Source organism: Mesorhizobium sp. P2_B5 (assembly GCF_056404775.1).
Genome location: NZ_JBFUDJ010000017.1, coordinates 16,530 through 30,653 on the forward strand (window position 1 = coordinate 16,530; position 14,124 = coordinate 30,653).

General features: G+C 62.9%; 19 protein-coding genes. 11 read left to right on the forward strand and 8 right to left on the reverse strand.

Annotation, left to right across the window (positions count from 1 at the left end):
- Positions 1-98 precede the first annotated feature (98 nt).
- The 5 genes from AC1D1N_RS30640 (at position 99) to AC1D1N_RS30660 (ending at position 3,112) form a co-directional block, all read left to right on the forward strand.
- Positions 99-695, forward strand: coding sequence for a cold-shock protein (locus tag AC1D1N_RS30640; RefSeq protein WP_112563409.1), 597 nt, complete (start codon positions 99-101; stop codon positions 693-695).
- 123 nt (positions 696-818) lie between these two features.
- On the forward strand, positions 819-1,394 hold the full coding sequence (locus AC1D1N_RS30645; RefSeq protein WP_477353004.1) for a DUF192 domain-containing protein: 576 nt from the start codon (positions 819-821) through the stop codon (positions 1,392-1,394).
- A gap of 9 nt (positions 1,395-1,403) precedes the next feature.
- Positions 1,404-2,171 (forward strand): alpha/beta fold hydrolase, encoded by a 768-nt coding sequence (locus tag AC1D1N_RS30650; protein ID WP_436260121.1) that lies wholly within the window; start codon positions 1,404-1,406, stop codon positions 2,169-2,171.
- 65 nt (positions 2,172-2,236) lie between these two features.
- Positions 2,237-2,563 carry a hypothetical protein gene (locus tag AC1D1N_RS30655; RefSeq protein WP_477353006.1) on the forward strand — a complete coding sequence of 109 codons (327 nt, stop codon included), beginning with the start codon at positions 2,237-2,239 and terminating at the stop codon, positions 2,561-2,563.
- Between the two features lie 48 nt (positions 2,564-2,611).
- A complete protein-coding gene (locus AC1D1N_RS30660) occupies positions 2,612-3,112 on the forward strand; it encodes a GNAT family N-acetyltransferase (RefSeq protein ID WP_477353008.1) in 501 nt (166 codons plus the stop codon).
- A 25-nt stretch (positions 3,113-3,137) separates the two neighbouring features.
- On the opposite strand, the gene AC1D1N_RS30665 is transcribed toward AC1D1N_RS30660, so the two are convergent.
- Entirely contained in the window at positions 3,138-3,749 is a 612-nt protein-coding gene (locus AC1D1N_RS30665) for an HD domain-containing protein (RefSeq protein WP_477353010.1), read from the reverse strand.
- A 110-nt stretch (positions 3,750-3,859) separates the two neighbouring features.
- On the opposite strand from AC1D1N_RS30665, the gene AC1D1N_RS30670 reads away from it, so the two are divergent.
- The 3 genes from AC1D1N_RS30670 to AC1D1N_RS30680 all read left to right on the forward strand — a co-directional run bounded on the left by AC1D1N_RS30670 (position 3,860) and on the right by AC1D1N_RS30680 (position 5,885).
- Positions 3,860-4,486, forward strand: a complete 627-nt coding sequence (locus AC1D1N_RS30670; protein ID WP_477353012.1) for a VOC family protein — start codon at positions 3,860-3,862, stop codon at positions 4,484-4,486.
- Between the two features lie 193 nt (positions 4,487-4,679).
- Positions 4,680-5,528: a serine O-acetyltransferase gene (gene cysE, locus AC1D1N_RS30675; RefSeq protein ID WP_112563436.1), complete on the forward strand. Its 849-nt coding sequence runs from the start codon at positions 4,680-4,682 to the stop codon at positions 5,526-5,528.
- Between the two features lie 153 nt (positions 5,529-5,681).
- A complete protein-coding gene (locus AC1D1N_RS30680) occupies positions 5,682-5,885 on the forward strand; it encodes a DUF3126 family protein (RefSeq protein ID WP_006200852.1) in 204 nt (67 codons plus the stop codon).
- Between the two features lie 262 nt (positions 5,886-6,147).
- Here the strand turns inward: AC1D1N_RS30680 and AC1D1N_RS30685 are convergent, their stop codons facing one another.
- Positions 6,148-6,873 (reverse strand): hypothetical protein, encoded by a 726-nt coding sequence (locus AC1D1N_RS30685; RefSeq protein WP_477353014.1) that lies wholly within the window; start codon positions 6,871-6,873, stop codon positions 6,148-6,150.
- A gap of 116 nt (positions 6,874-6,989) precedes the next feature.
- On the opposite strand from AC1D1N_RS30685, the gene AC1D1N_RS30690 reads away from it, so the two are divergent.
- Together AC1D1N_RS30690 and AC1D1N_RS30695 are read left to right on the forward strand one after the other, a co-directional pair.
- A complete protein-coding gene (locus tag AC1D1N_RS30690) occupies positions 6,990-7,358 on the forward strand; it encodes a DUF6949 family protein (RefSeq protein WP_477353015.1) in 369 nt (122 codons plus the stop codon).
- Between the two features lie 100 nt (positions 7,359-7,458).
- Complete coding sequence (locus AC1D1N_RS30695) at positions 7,459-7,986, forward strand: gamma carbonic anhydrase family protein (protein ID WP_436260114.1); 528 nt, start codon at positions 7,459-7,461, stop codon at positions 7,984-7,986.
- A 46-nt stretch (positions 7,987-8,032) separates the two neighbouring features.
- Here the strand turns inward: AC1D1N_RS30695 and AC1D1N_RS30700 are convergent, their stop codons facing one another.
- From AC1D1N_RS30700 to AC1D1N_RS30725, 6 genes are all read right to left on the reverse strand, one after another.
- The gene (locus tag AC1D1N_RS30700) at positions 8,033-8,593 is read right to left on the reverse strand and encodes an ankyrin repeat domain-containing protein (protein ID WP_477353018.1); all 561 of its coding nucleotides are present in this window, start codon (positions 8,591-8,593) and stop codon (positions 8,033-8,035) included.
- 250 nt (positions 8,594-8,843) lie between these two features.
- Positions 8,844-9,452 (reverse strand): transglutaminase-like cysteine peptidase, encoded by a 609-nt coding sequence (locus AC1D1N_RS30705; RefSeq protein WP_477353020.1) that lies wholly within the window; start codon positions 9,450-9,452, stop codon positions 8,844-8,846.
- 294 nt (positions 9,453-9,746) lie between these two features.
- The gene (locus AC1D1N_RS30710) at positions 9,747-10,364 is read right to left on the reverse strand and encodes a PilZ domain-containing protein (RefSeq protein WP_142864907.1); all 618 of its coding nucleotides are present in this window, start codon (positions 10,362-10,364) and stop codon (positions 9,747-9,749) included.
- Between the two features lie 168 nt (positions 10,365-10,532).
- Positions 10,533-11,171 carry a PAS domain-containing protein gene (locus AC1D1N_RS30715; RefSeq protein WP_112564304.1) on the reverse strand — a complete coding sequence of 213 codons (639 nt, stop codon included), beginning with the start codon at positions 11,169-11,171 and terminating at the stop codon, positions 10,533-10,535.
- Positions 11,172-11,646: 475 nt separating this feature from the next.
- Positions 11,647-11,940, reverse strand: coding sequence for a MoaD/ThiS family protein (locus AC1D1N_RS30720; protein WP_192251590.1), 294 nt, complete (start codon positions 11,938-11,940; stop codon positions 11,647-11,649).
- 5 nt (positions 11,941-11,945) lie between these two features.
- Positions 11,946-13,028, reverse strand: coding sequence for a WD40/YVTN/BNR-like repeat-containing protein (locus AC1D1N_RS30725; RefSeq protein ID WP_477353023.1), 1,083 nt, complete (start codon positions 13,026-13,028; stop codon positions 11,946-11,948).
- Between the two features lie 273 nt (positions 13,029-13,301).
- Between AC1D1N_RS30725 and AC1D1N_RS30730 the strand changes: the two genes are divergently transcribed.
- Positions 13,302-14,072: a rhomboid family intramembrane serine protease gene (locus AC1D1N_RS30730; RefSeq protein WP_477353025.1), complete on the forward strand. Its 771-nt coding sequence runs from the start codon at positions 13,302-13,304 to the stop codon at positions 14,070-14,072.
- Positions 14,073-14,124 lie beyond the last annotated feature (52 nt).

Sequence of the window (14,124 nt, forward strand, 5' to 3'; positions counted from 1 at the left end):
AAAAAAGGCACGGCAGGTCTTGCACACCTGGGAAGCGGCGGTGTTAATCTGATGTCAAGAATCACTTGCGGTTTTCTTGAAAAAAAGGGGGCGTTCTTATGGGGGATAGGGCCTCTTTCACGAGGCGGGATGAGAACCTTGACGACGCCCTGAAGCGCGACAGTGGCGGCGATACCGCCGATCTGGTCGAAATCGCCGGCGCCATCAAATGGTTCGACGTGGCCAAGGGCTACGGCTTCATCCTTCCCGATGACGGTTCTTCGGGCGACATCCTCCTTCATGTGACCTGTCTGCGAAAGGACGGTTTCCAAACGGCGTTGGAGGGCGCGCGTGTCGTGTGCCTCGTCAAGCACGGCGACCGCGGCTTGCAGGCGTTCCGGGTGCTGTCCATGGACACCACCACCGCGATTCATCCGGCCGAGATGCAGGAACAGCGCACCCATGTGTCGGTGACGCCGGAAAGCGGTCTCGAACGGGCGCTGGTGAAGTGGTTCAACCGCACCAAGGGCTTCGGCTTCCTGACCAGGGGCGAGGGCACCGAGGATATCTTCGTCCATATGGAGACGCTGCGCCGCTACGGCATCACCGAACTCAGGCCAGGGCAGGTTGTTCTGGTGCGCTTCGGACGCGGTGACAAAGGCCTTATGGCTGCCGAGATTCACCCCGATATGGGCACCTTGCCGGTCGCGCATTAGGACGCGAGCCACCCCGACGAATTCGGGACGGCTCTCGTTCCTTGTTTTCTTGGTTTCACCACGATCTTATCCGAATACCTGAGACCACTTTTTGGGATCATGGTTTCCGGTCGAGGATTTCAGATGGCGCACAGGAACTGGCTGACTGCGGGCGCGCTCTGCGTCATCGTTGCGGTGGCCGCCGGCGCTTACTTCTATTCCGGGCAGCCGACCGCATCCCAGCAGGCTCCCGCCGGCGACAGCCAGGCGATGATCCTTCCCGTCGATCCGACACCGCTGGTGGTGGCGACGAAAGGCGGAGACAAATCCTTCACCATCGAAGTCGCGAACACCGAAGCGGAGCGCGAGGCCGGCCTGATGTATCGCCAGGACATGGCGGACGATCATGGCATGCTGTTCGTCTTCGAGATGCAGAAGCAGGTCGGCTTCTGGATGCGCAACACGCCGATGCCGCTGGACCTGATCTTTGTCGGCCAGGACGGCAAGATCAGGGCGGTCAAGCATGGCGAGCCTCAATCGGACGCGGTCATTTCACCGGGTGTGCCGGTGCGCTTCGTGCTTGAGCTCAAGGCCGGCACCGCCGCCAAAAACGGCATCGAATATGGCGATCTGCTGCGCCATCCGGCCGTTGGCACGGTGCCTGGGCCTGGCATGCCGCCGGCGGACAAGGGCGATTCGCCCACGCCCGGCGCCGGCTGAGCGGCGTCGATGCGGTTCTTTTCGCATGACGGGTTCGATCTCGCCTTCCTCGACCGCCAGCCGGCGTCGGGTAAGGGCGATCCGGTGCTGATGATCCACGGCTTCGCCTCCAGCCACTATGTCAACTGGGTATCGCCGGGCTGGTTCAAGACGCTGAACGACGCCGGCTACCGCGCAATCGCCTTCGACAATCGCGGCCATGGCTCGTCGTCGAAGAGCTATGACGAGGCCGACTACACGCCGGCCAAAATGGCCTCGGATGCGGCAGCGCTGCTCGATCATCTCGGTATCGGTCGCGCGCATGTCATGGGCTATTCGATGGGCGCGCGCATCTCGGCGTTCCTGGCGCTGTCCGATCCGGACAAGGTGGCGACGCTGGTCTTCGGCGGCCTAGGCATCGGCATGGTCGACGGCGTCGGCGACTGGGACCCGATCGCTGGAGCGCTGCTGGCCGATGATCCGGCCGCCACCAGCCATCCGCGCGGCCGCTCGTTTCGCGCCTTCGCCGATCAGACACGCAGCGACCGCCGGGCGCTGGCGGCCTGCATAGCCACCTCGCGCGAACTGCTCAGCGAAGATGACATGACGCGCATCGCCCAACCGACGTTGATTGCGGTGGGGACGACAGACGATATCGGCGGTTCGCCCGATGAACTTGCCGCACTGATGCCCAATGCCAGGGCGTTTCACATCGAGGGCCGCGACCATATGCTGGCCGTCGGCGACAAGACCTTCAAGCAGCGCGTGTTGGAGTTTTATGTCGAAAATCCGCTCTGAGGCGGATGGCAAGGGGGAATTGGGTGCAATGGGGAAGGGGCGCGGCCGCCGTTCCAGGCGAGGTCGTGCAGACAAAGCTCGGCAAACGTTCAGTTATACTGGCGCTGGCTGCCTTTGTTGCCGGAGCGGTTGCGATCGCCATCATGGTGGCGATGCCGAGCGACGCATCGCAGCTTACGCAGGGCGTTGCGACGGGCTTCTTCATGCTGGTGTTTCTGCTGGCAGCCCCGGTGGCGCATGTCGCCGGCGTGGTCTTCGGCGTGATGGCGCTGGCGCGCTCGAACGACAGTCGCGGGCTTGGGCTGCTGGGGATTGTGCTGAACGGGCTGTCGGTGGCGGGTGGGCTGGCGCTGCTGGCGGCAATGGCCTCGACGATCGGCGCTTTTACGTGATTGCGCGCGAGCTGCGGCCCTGCTGCTTTTCGCGGTACTGGTGCCGCTTTGGTTGATCTTCTCGTCACCTACATGGAAATGCGCCAGGCCAATCGGGCGCCTGCCCGCGTCAAGCCGGCAGCCAGCGCCTCGGTTGCGCTGGAGAGGCTGGACAGCGCCAGTTACATCAGCCTCTACCGCGCCGTCGGCGAGCCTGTGCAGTGGGACCAGCGGCTGCGCATGGCGGCTGACGACCTCGAGCGCCTGCTGGCGCTGCCGTCGACACACATTCACGTACTGCGCGTTGGAGGCGAGGCAGCCGGCCTGTGCGAATTCAACGGCGTCGGCGAGCCTGACGTCGAGCTGGTTCACTTTGGGCTGGTTCCCGCTTTCCAGGGTCGCAGGCTCGGGCCGTTCCTGCTCGACCAGGCGCTTCGCGCCGTCTGGTCGCATGCGCCGCAAAGGGTCTGGCTTCATACGGACACCTATGACCATCCGTCCGCGCAATCGGTCTATGGGCGGGCAGGTTTCAAGCCGTATGAGCAGCGCATGGAAACTTTTCCAGACTAGCCGGGCCTCCCTCCGGAGTTTCTGGTCAGTCAACCGCGAGAGCTTCGATCGAGCGCGCGATGTTTTGCCTCGCCTGCGGTTCGAACCGGCGCCGGAATTCATCAGTGTGGAAGATGTGGTCGCGGGCGAGAAAACTCTTCAGGACAGCACCGCGGCCGGCGCGCCACATCGGCTCCTCGACCCAGGCATATTCCTGTCGGACCGCGCGCTCATAGGCGTCGAACGCATCCGGCGCGGCGCCGAGGATCGACAGATCCATGTCAAGGAAGAGGCTGGCGTCGCGTATTGCCGCCGCATCGTCGAAGGACGGCAACTGGTGCGTTGATGTGGCGAGGATCATCGCGCTGATCCGGCTCAACCGTTCCGGAGCAGTGCGTCCAGCCAGGTCTTTCTCGGCAAGGGCCGCACTTTGCGCCTCATTGTCCTTGGCCTTGCTGTCATAGACGGCGTCGTGGAACCAGATTGCCGCTTCGACGGCTTCGGGGTCATGCAGCAATGCGCGATAGTCCTCGGCCAGCGCCAGCATCGCCTCGATATGTCTAAGGTTATGGTAGTGGCGGTCTTCGGCCCGATAGAGCTCCGAGAGTTGCCGCTTCAGCGGTTCGTCGATCAAGGGCCGGTCTTTCAAGTTTGTCATGCGTCCAGTTAACCGATCTCAGCCCCTCGGAGTCAAAACCAATCATTTCAAACCTTGCGCGGGCCGGGGCCTTGGGGAATGTTGCCATTCCATTCAACCAGGAGGCTGCCATGACGAATACCTTGCCGGGGACGATCGACATGAAGCTGGAGGCCGTCATCATTGCGGTTGCGAATGCCGAGCGGTCCAAGCGGTTTTATGGTGGTCTCGGTTGGCGGCTCGATGCCGACTTCGTCGTCGGCGATGCGTTCCGGGTGGTGCAGTTCACGCCGCCGGGCTCCCCATGCTCGATCCATTTCGGCAAGGGCCTGACGACAGCCGCGCCAGGCTCGGCAAAGGGGCTTTATCTCGTGGCGTCCGATTTCGTTGCCGCACGTGCCGAACTCGTGGCGCGCGGCGTCGAGGCCAGCGAGGTGTTCCACCGCACCGGACCTGGGCAGCCGCCGGTCAGCGGCAGGCATCCGGAAGGGCGCAGCTATTCCTCCTATGTCACGTTCAGCGATCCCGACGGCAACAGCTTCATCCTGCAGGAGATTACCCAGCGCTTGCCGGGGCGCGTGGACGCCAGCGACACGATATTCACCTCGTCGGGCGAACTTGCCGCGGCACTGCGACGCACGGCGGCGGCACATGGCGAGCACGAGAAGCGGACCGCCGGGAAGCACGATGTGAACTGGCCCGACTGGTATGCCGAGTACATGGTGGCGGAACAGGCCGGAAGGCCGCTGCCGACCTGAAAGGCTCGGCATCAGGCGGGTCCGCTGGCCCGTTTCCTGGGCGGCCGGTGATCAAGGGTTCGTTTTCCATGGCGGCTTGAATCCGCGTGAACCAAATCCATTTGATCAGTGACTAAGGAAAATTGAGTTCAATCGTGCTATGATCTGGCCTATATGTGCGGCCGGACAACAAGCCGGCAGGCCGGAGACGTCGATGAACAGCATTACGATTGCCCGCCCCACAATGGTGCAGCCGGTCGATCCGATCTGGCGCTCGATCCGCGACGAGGCGATGGAGGCGGTCAACCGCGACCCGCTTCTGGCGGCGTTCCTCTATTCGACCATCCTCAACCAGGAGAGCCTGGAAGAGGCGGTCATCCACCGGCTGGCCGAGCGGCTTGCGCATCAGGATATCGGTTCCGACCTCATCCGCCAGACCTTCAAGTCGATGCTGGCCGACGACAAGGAATGGTCGTCGATCGTGCGTGTCGACATCCAGGCCTATTACGACCGCGACCCGGCCTGCGACCGCTTCATCATGCCGGTGCTCTATTTCAAGGGTTTCCACGCCATCCAGACGCACAGGCTGGCGCATTGGCTGTGGAATCAGGGTCGCAAGGATTTCGCGCTCTATCTGCAGAGCCGCTCCTCCTCGGTGTTCCAGACCGACATCAACCCGGCCGCCCGTATCGGCAAGGGCATCTTCATCGACCACGCCACCGGCCTCGTCGTCGGCGAAACGGCGGTGATCGAGGATGATGTGTCGATCCTACACGGTGTGACGCTCGGCGGCACCGGCAAGGCCGGCGGCGACCGTCACCCCAAGATCCGTTACGGCGTGCTGATCGGCGCCGGCGCGAAGATCCTCGGCAACATCGAGGTCGGCCATTGCTCGAAGATCGCGGCAGGCTCTGTGGTGCTGTCGCCGGTGCCGCACAACAAGACGGTTGCCGGCGTACCGGCCCGCGTCGTCGGCGAGACCGGTTGCGACCAGCCTTCGCGCCAGATGGACCAGCTTTTGCCGTCGCAGTCGATGGACCAGGTCGTCAGCTTCGACATCTGATTTGCACGATCCGGTATGCCGGGCTGAAGTCCGGCTGCCGGCGCTGTTGCCCCTTAACTTCGCGTTCTATCCAGCCGGCTTGCCTTTACATCGCCATTGTCGACGTGCCAGAAGCGCGTTCCAACGAGCAAGCCCGACGATCGGAGAAGACTTTTGAAGCCGGACGAAATCAGAAAGCTGGACGCCTATTTCAAGCGCGTCTTCCAGAATCCCAAACTCGAAGTGAAGGCGCGGCCGCGCAAGGAAGATTCGGCCGAGGTCTATGTCGGCGACGAGTTCCTCGGCATCGTTTTCAAGGATGAGGACGACGGCGATTACAATTTCTCGATGGCGATCCTCGACATCGATCTGGCCTGAGCCAGACGGCTACAGACCTCGGCGATTGCCGGCAGCTCGTCGTGCCATCGTCATCCCAGGGCAAAGCAGCCGCGCAGCGGCGTCGCGGAGACCCTGGGATCCATGCCGGGGCGTCGGCCAGGAACGCGGCGGTCCAGAACTGCCTTCTCTGCTCTTCCAACAGCGAATTCTGCACCGCTTCGCCGCCATGAAAGGCACGGACTGGATCCTCGGGTCTGCGCGATCGCTTCGCGCCCGCTCCGCCCGTAGATGACGAATGGGGCTATCTCGCTGCCTTGAGGACACGCGTGGCCTCGGCGACGATTGCCGCGTCAAGCGTCGGCCAGTTGCCCAGAAGTTCCCGGGGAAAGCGGTAGGTCAGGCTGAGGCTGTCGCCGACCTGAATGTCGCGCTCGCAGGGCGCCAGCGACTCCTCGGCACTTGGTCCGCTCAGGCAGCGGGCGACGAACGGGTCCTTGCCGGCGCGGCCGGCAACCGCAAGCACCTCGTTGAGATAGCCTGATTTTTCGCTGAAGCCGTAAATCATCGTGCCGCCGGGGCCTGGCGTTCCGGGCTGGTCGATCAGCGCGCTGTAGATCGGTGCGAAACGGCCGCTCATGTCGCGCGACATCATCTGCGGTTCGAACGACAGGAAGATGATGTTTTTTGCCATTCCCGTGTGGTTGAAATCGTCGCGGGCGGCTTCGCTGTAGCCGTCCATCTGGGGATAACGCAGATAGAGGTCGAGGCGCGAAGCGAGGCCGTCGCGTCGCGCATGCAGGAAGCGGATGGTGTTGGCGGGCACGGCAATGACATTGTTGCCGATCACCACACGGTGGACCGTGGTGTCGTCGGTATAGCCGGCCATGGCGATCGAGCGGCCGAACCATTTGCCGCCAAGGCTGATCGCCAGCGACAACAAAGCCAGTGCGGCAAAGGCATAGAATACCCGCTTCATCAGCACGGAATCGACGACGTTGAACTCTTCGGCGGTCGCTGCCTGCTTCATCGCAATCCCCACAATCGCCGCCTTCTGTCCTTGGACGGCACACTTGCCACGGCATGGCTCTTGCAGCGCGGCTGTCGGATGCGACTGTGCGATTTCATGGTAAACGGAAGGTAAAGATGAGCCTGCTGCTGCCCGTTCTGTTCGCTTTTGCCGTCGGGCTCACCGGCTGCGGGCTTGCCGGATCCGTGATGGAACTGGTCGCGGGCCGCCGGCTGACCTTTGCCGGGCCTTATGTATCGCCGGCGCATATCCTTCGCTCGCTGGCCGCAGCCGCTTGCGCCGGGCCGTTCATGCTCGCCAACGATGCGCTCGATGCGCGGCGCGAAGGTCGCATTTCGACGCTGATGCTGATGTCCTGCGGCTGTACCGTGATGGCCTGGGCGCTGGCGCTGGGCATCGTTCTGATCGCCATTGCCGCGTGGGGCGTCGGCTCACCTGGAGCAGTTCAGCTTCTGGTGGAATCGCTGGCCCGATATCTGTCTTGAACGGAAAACCACTGCGCGATTTTCCCCAGGAAAAACCGCCACGCGGTTTTCCTTGGATTGTTTTAGGGTTCGTTCCGCCTGAGACGAATCGGAGACTAAAATGCCGAGCTATGCGATCGACGGAAAGGCGCCTCGTTTCGAGGATGCCGACAGCAACTGGATTGCGCCCGACGCGACGTTGATCGGCGACATCGAGGTCGGCCGCAACGTCGGCTTCTGGTTCGGCGTGGTCATCCGCGGTGATAATGAGCCGATCGTCATCGGCGCCGACAGCAATGTCCAGGAGCACACGGTGATGCACACCGACCCCGGCTTTCCGCTGACAATCGGCCATGGCTGCACCATCGGTCACCGCGCTCTGCTGCATGGCTGCACGATCGGCGACAACAGCCTGATCGGCATGGGCGCCATCGTCCTCAATGGCGCCAGGATCGGCAAGAACTCACTGGTCGGCGCCGGCGCGCTGGTCACCGAAGGCAAGGAATTCCCCGATAATTGCCTGATCGTCGGCTCGCCCGCGCGGGTGATCAGGCCGCTGGACGACGCCGCGATCGCCAGGCTGCGCGTCTCGGCCGCGCACTATGTCGCCAACGGCAAACGGTTCAAGGCCGGGCTGAAAGAGACATAAAGCCCAGCGGGCCAAGCCTTGTCGCCGGCGGTAAATTGCGCCCAACTCACCGTCTGTCGGAGCCGCGCCCGGCCATTGCATCGCGCAGCAATGAAGCGCCGGCCTCAAAGCCGGCATTGTCGGCTTCCTCGAGGGGCGTCGTATAGTCATCAATCCGCGTTTCGAGCGCCGGGTCGGCGCCCGCCGCCAAAAGCAGGCGGATCGCCTCGACACTGCGGATGGCCACCGCATAGTGAAGCGGCGTCCAGTCGTTCACGCCCCGCATGTTGGGGTCGGCGCCACCGTCGATCAGCACCCTGACAATTTCCAGCCTATCGGTTCGATCGGTGGACAGCGCGGCAATGATTGCCGGAAACCCGCCATGATCCTGGTAATTCGGATTTGAGCCGGCATCCATCAACGTCGAGATAAAGCCGACGGGGCTCCAATAAATCGCATACTCCAGCGGATGACCGAGGCCGAGCTCGAACGGCATGTGCTCGTCGAACCAGCGGGGCGAGCCGCCCAATGCTACGCCGAGCCCCTCGAAATCGCCGGCCTTGAAGGCATCGTCGATCGCCTTGAACAGGCGATGGCGTTCGCATCGATCTTCCGGGATTTCCAACATCGCCGTGATCCAGAAGGTGGAACCAACGGCATATAGTGCTTCGATCTTCTGTGCGTGAAAAGGCGCGTCGCGATCGTCAGGTGCGCCTGGCTTCTGCCTTGTGGTGGGGATGGTGGAGCCGGCCCGGGGACGGGGCCGGCTCCTAAAACCCGGTCGTTGGGGACGGGGWGGGTGGGGACTCGACCGGGCTTTCTCGTTGCGTCCTGAGCGGACGTATCTCTTGTTTGCGTTGCCTTTAGCGGACGGCGTCCTAACGGACGCTGGCAACCGCGTCGGCGCGGCCGTCATTGATCGTCACCCAGACGCCGGAATTCGTGTCGGACTGGCGCTTCAGATAGGTGTAGTCGGTGTCGGTCCAGGACAGCACCTTGGACTCCAGATTGTCGAGGATGAACTCGCCAAGACTGGTGCTCACGGTCAGCACCGCATGGCCGTCGCCATTTGGCTGGCGCGCCACGGTCATCAACAGATTGCCGGCCGGAACGCCGAGCGCCATCAATTCGCGGCGCTTCTCCAGTGCATAGTCCTCGCAGTCGCCGAAGCCGCTGTCGGGATAGGACCAGACCTCTTCCTTGCCCCACATTTCCATGTCGGTGCGCGGCACGATCCGGGTGTTGACCGAATTGTTGATGCTGACGATCGCCGCCCACAGCTTGCGGGTCAGCTCGACCGGCGCCTGCTTGGGCGTCCGCTGCGCGCATTCCTGCGGCAGCTTCTGACAGAATTCGTAATGACCAACGGGCTGTGTCGTGCGGCCGCCAGTGTGCATGTAGGCCGGTCCCGCTGCTTCGGCCGTTCCCCAAGCGGAAAGCTGCATCGCCATTGCCAAGAGCAACAGCTTGCCCCACGTCTTCGCCATTTGGTCAGTCTCCCCGTTTGAGGAGACAATGACACGGGTCGATTTATTTCACGCAAAAGCCCGAAGTAGACATTGAGTAAAACCCCAATAGAATAAGCGTAAAATTTGATCTATTTTAATATAAAATCGTTCAGACACGGACGCAAAAGTCGGAGCTTTTGCCATGCGGTCGCTGGCCACAGACGGGGATTTCAGGCGCGGTCCCGCATGCTTGCGTGCCGAGGCGGGATGCCGGGCAACAAAAAACCGGCCGCGAAGGGCCGGTTCGTTTTTTACTGCGAGTTTGCCGATCGTTCAGGCGCGCGGCGCGTTGAACTCGGAATCGAGCGTTTCCGGGCGCTGGATGACAGCGAATTCGATGGCGACGCCGTCCTCGAAATGACGCACCACCTGGCCGCGCATGGTTCCAAGCATCACCTGGATGCCGATCGCCGGCTTGACGTCGATCTCGACCGCCGCGCCCGACAGGGACAGGTCGATAATGCGGCACTGATACTGGCGCCCATCGGTGAGCTGCAGCACGCTGGTCGGGTTGCGCGGCGCCACGCGTTCGTGGCGGCGATCTTCCGGCAGGTCGAGCTCATGCTTGTTGGCAAGCCAGGTCAGCTGCGCGGCAAGCTTGTCCTTCTTGCGGTCCGAGGCAATGACGGTCATGGCAAAGCCGTCCTGCAAGGTGCGTGTCACCACGCCCTCGATGCGGCCGATATGATCGATATAGGCAATGACTTTTTCGCCCGGCATGCCGACGCGCTCGGTGCGCAGCGCGACATTGCCCGGCGACATGTCGACCACCTGGCAAGGGTGTTCGGTGCGGTCCTCCAGCATGAAGCGTCCGTAGATCTTGACCCGGACGCGTTGAAAATTACGCCTTTCGGCGCGGGACGGCGCATATTCGACCGCCGCTGACCTCATGACTGCCTACACCCCGTTGGCATTCCCGCATCGCGCGTGGAACTTCACGCTGAAACGCTACAGCAAATCAGGTTAACAAAGGGGAAAAGCGGGCCGCCGATACTTAAGGTCGGGGCCTGGATTTGAGCCTAAAGCGCGTCGTGTTTGAACGCATTCAGGCCACATGCATTATTCGCCACGCCCTCCCTCGAACACGACGAGGTGGCGGATGCGTCGCGACCGACCGAGCGCCGAGATGGTCTCCGGCGCTTCGAGCTCGGTAGGAGCCAGCGAAGGAACGGATATTTCCGGCCGGTTTTTCAAGAACATCGGTTCCTTGTCGGGATCGATGACACGGATGGCATCGATCAAGGCGTCGGTAATCGGGTCTGCGCCCAGCCAGAACGGCTTTTCGACAGCGCTGACGACGCCGAGGCAGCGCGGGTTCTCGACACCGCCGTCGAGCGGCAGGGCAAGCAGTTCGAAGCGGTTCGAACGGCCGTTGCGGCTGAACCCCTCATAGGTGATGAGCACCACGGATTTCTGCTCGAAGACGCCGTGAATGAGCCGCGACACCAGCCGCTGGTCCTTGTCGCGCCACAGCGACGGGAAGGAAAAGCCCTTGAGTTCGCGGCCATAGCCGGCGCAAAGCCTGGTGCCGGCAAGCCGGAACACCGCTTCGCCGCGCGTGTCTCTTTCCAGGATGAATGTATCGGCCAAAAGCGCCTTGATGTCGGCGGGTTCGACTTCCGACCGCTTCGGGGCAGGGCGCCCATCACGCAGCCGGTTCCAATATTGGAACAGCGTGATTGATCCGTTCTGGTTCATGCTATGCGGCTCCGCGCGATCTGTCTTTTGGTGTCCCATCGGTGAACAGAAAGGGCGCTCTCCGATGACCTACATGCGGTGCCTCGCAGGATGCGTGCCAGCGTCGTTAACACTTGTTCACGGGTCGGGGACGTTAAGGTTAACGAGTGGTTTACGTTGCGCGCGCGAGGCCGCCATGGCACAGCAAAACCACTCCAGAAGCGGTCGTTTCGCGACGATCGGCAGCACTTCAGTCAAGAGTTTTAGGGGGAGCAGGGGCTCGACCGGCCGTTCAAGGGAAACCTTGGACGGCTTCTTTTTGATTCGCGACCGGTGATTCGCGCGCTTCGAAAACGGTCGAGGGTCTCGACGCCAAGCTTCCTGCCGTCGGCGAGCGATGAACGCGCCGCCACCAGCTGGATCCCTCCAACTGATCCCTTCTCCCTCGCTTGCGGCCAGGGATATCGTCGGGAGGGTGGGCTACCTGTTCCCTGGCCTAACCGCCACTGATTGCCGTTAGGATAAAGACCTCGGTGCCGGGCGCGAGCCCGGTTTCCAGGGTTGCCTTCTCGCCATCGACAAAAACGTTCATATGGCGGCGGATGGCAGGGCGGGAATCGCACATCCGGTCGCGCATGCCGGGCCAGAGCGCGTCCAACCCGTCGATCATTTCCTTCACAGTCGAGGCCGGCAGTTCGACCCGGCGCGGCGCGCCAGGAAACAGGTCGATGAGCACGCCCGGGAGCCGCGCGATGACATGGTGCACACTGCGGGCGGGGTTGTTCGACATTTGCCCTACTCGCCCACCACCATCGTCTCGACGGACAGAATCGTGGGCAGATGCTGAGCGATCTCCGACCAGTTTTCGCCTTCGTTGGCACTGGCAAAGAGCGAGCCGCCGCTGGTGCCGAAATAGACTCCGGCCGGCTCGAGGCTGTCGGTCGCCATAGCCTGCCGCAACACGCCCGCATAGCAGTTCTCCTGCGGCAGACCCTTGCGCTCGTCGAGCCATGTGGCCCCCGCATCCTCCGTCTTCCAGACCGCCGCCTTCGCGTCCGGCACGTAACGGCCGGCGCTGTCGCCGTTGAGCGGCAGAAGGAAGAGCGTGTCGGGGTCGCGCGGATGCGTGGCCGCGGGAAAACCGAAGGTCGAGGGAAGGCCCTTCTCGATGCTCTGCCAGTTCTTGCCGCCATCGTCGGAGCGGTACATGCCGCAATGGTTCTGCTGGTAGAGCCGGTCGGGCTTGCCCGGCGCCATCACCAGACAGTGTACGCACTGGCCGAATTCTGGATAGTTTTGTCCTTCGGGCAGGAAGTCGGCGCGGGTGCCACGGTTGCGCGGCTCCCACGTCTTGCCGCCGTCCCAGGTGTAGAACACGCCTGCGGACGAGATGCCCACCCAGATCTGCTCCTCGTCTCGGGGGTGCGTGACGATGGAATGGAGGATGAGGCCCGCGCCACCTGGGTTCCAGTCCTTGCGGCTCGGGTGATGCTGCAGGCCCTGGATGTGGCTCCACGTGGCCCCGCCGTCGTCGGAGCGAAACAGGCCGGCCGGCTGCACGCCGGCATAGAGGCTGCCGTTGCGCCTGGCGAGGCTCCACACCGCCTTGATCGGTTCCTCGCCAGCTGCATAGGCCAGACCCTCGCTGGAATGCGTCCACGTCTGGCCAAGGTCGTCCGACTTCCAGACCGCCGGACCGAACCATTCGTTGCCGCCGGCGCCATAGATCGCGCCGGTCTCGGGGTCGCCGACGACATGGTTCATCGGCCAGTGCTCGCAGAACGGACCGCGCAGCTTCCACGACCCGCGCTTGCCATCGCTCTCGGCGATGAAGGCGCCTTTTTTCGTGCCGATGAGCACGAGGATTTTTTCTGGCATTTTCTCCTCCCGATTGCGTCGCTTTCATCAAGGACGGCGGAGCGCGGGCCTAGCCGACAGGGCCAACGATTTTTTTCAGTCTAAACCCGTCGAGGCCAAGGTGAGAAGATCTGCCGCCTCCCTGGCTCTGGCATCGGGGACAGCGCGATCTGTGCTGTCATCACCTGACGCCGGGCTGGAAAGCGCCATGCGAGGTGTCAGAGGATGCAGGGCAGTTTCAACCGAAGCATCCTTGCTCTAAAGCTCGCGGGAACGAATCCTGGACCCAAGTGAATGAGCGAACCGACAAGCCCCGCCGAGACCGAACAGACCGAAGAGCCGCCGCCGCCGCGCCGCGAGCCGGTGTTCAACCTGCCGCCGGTGGTGCTGGCGGTGATCGGCATTTGCGTCGCCGTCTTCCTGCTGCAGCAATATGTGCTGACTGAGGACCAGCAGATAACATTGCTCACCGACGGGGCCTTCATTCCCGTCCTCTACACCGGCCAATACGGCTTCGACTGGTTCCTCTTCAGCCGTCCTTTCACCTATGCCTTCATGCATGGCGGCCTTGCCCACATTGCCATCAACATGGTTGCGCTGGCCGCCTTCGGTTCGCCGCTGGCCAACCGTCTCGGCTGGTTCTGGTTCGCATTGTTTTTCGCCGCCACCGGATTGGCCGCGGTGGTGCTGTTCTGGGCCGTCCATCCATACGGCGAAGCGCCGCTGGTCGGCGCTTCCGGCGCGATATCGGGCATGATGGGTGCTGCGGCGCGTTTCGGGTTCCGTACCGACCGCTCGTCCGGCAGGGCTGCCTTTGCCGGTCCCGTGCTGCCGATCGCAATCGTTCTGCGGATGCGCGGCGTCGTCAATTTCCTCGGCGCCTGGATGATCATCAATCTCGTCACCGGCCTTTACGGTCTCGGGCTCGGCGAGCCCGGCCAGATCGCCTGGGAGGCGCATATTGGCGGGCTTGTCGCCGGTTTCTTCGGATTGCGCTGGTTCGACCCGCGCTGGCAGGCGCCTGAATGGGAGATCCCCGAGGACCAGAGCGACCAGCACACTTGAAATGCAACCGTTCACGGCGCACGATGTTCACTCTTATGTGAAGCCGGTCAGG

Excerpts from the sequence above, each read along its gene's own strand:
- AC1D1N_RS30640 (WP_112563409.1), top strand. The coding sequence starts at position 99 with ATGGGGGATAGGGCCTCTTTCACGAGGCGGGATGAGAACCTTGACGAC.
- AC1D1N_RS30645 (WP_477353004.1), top strand. The coding sequence starts at position 819 with ATGGCGCACAGGAACTGGCTGACTGCGGGCGCGCTCTGCGTCATCGTT.
- AC1D1N_RS30650 (WP_436260121.1), top strand. The coding sequence starts at position 1,404 with ATGCGGTTCTTTTCGCATGACGGGTTCGATCTCGCCTTCCTCGACCGC.
- AC1D1N_RS30665 (WP_477353010.1), bottom strand. The coding sequence starts at position 3,749 with ATGACAAACTTGAAAGACCGGCCCTTGATCGACGAACCGCTGAAGCGG.
- AC1D1N_RS30670 (WP_477353012.1), top strand. The coding sequence starts at position 3,860 with ATGACGAATACCTTGCCGGGGACGATCGACATGAAGCTGGAGGCCGTC.
- cysE (WP_112563436.1), top strand. The coding sequence starts at position 4,680 with ATGAACAGCATTACGATTGCCCGCCCCACAATGGTGCAGCCGGTCGAT.
- AC1D1N_RS30685 (WP_477353014.1), bottom strand. The coding sequence starts at position 6,873 with ATGAAGCAGGCAGCGACCGCCGAAGAGTTCAACGTCGTCGATTCCGTG.
- AC1D1N_RS30690 (WP_477353015.1), top strand. The coding sequence starts at position 6,990 with ATGAGCCTGCTGCTGCCCGTTCTGTTCGCTTTTGCCGTCGGGCTCACC.
- AC1D1N_RS30695 (WP_436260114.1), top strand. The coding sequence starts at position 7,459 with ATGCCGAGCTATGCGATCGACGGAAAGGCGCCTCGTTTCGAGGATGCC.
- AC1D1N_RS30700 (WP_477353018.1), bottom strand. The coding sequence starts at position 8,593 with ATGTTGGAAATCCCGGAAGATCGATGCGAACGCCATCGCCTGTTCAAG.
- AC1D1N_RS30705 (WP_477353020.1), bottom strand. The coding sequence starts at position 9,452 with ATGGCGAAGACGTGGGGCAAGCTGTTGCTCTTGGCAATGGCGATGCAG.
- AC1D1N_RS30710 (WP_142864907.1), bottom strand. The coding sequence starts at position 10,364 with ATGAGGTCAGCGGCGGTCGAATATGCGCCGTCCCGCGCCGAAAGGCGT.
- AC1D1N_RS30715 (WP_112564304.1), bottom strand. The coding sequence starts at position 11,171 with ATGAACCAGAACGGATCAATCACGCTGTTCCAATATTGGAACCGGCTG.
- AC1D1N_RS30720 (WP_192251590.1), bottom strand. The coding sequence starts at position 11,940 with ATGTCGAACAACCCCGCCCGCAGTGTGCACCATGTCATCGCGCGGCTC.
- AC1D1N_RS30725 (WP_477353023.1), bottom strand. The coding sequence starts at position 13,028 with ATGCCAGAAAAAATCCTCGTGCTCATCGGCACGAAAAAAGGCGCCTTC.
- AC1D1N_RS30730 (WP_477353025.1), top strand. The coding sequence starts at position 13,302 with ATGAGCGAACCGACAAGCCCCGCCGAGACCGAACAGACCGAAGAGCCG.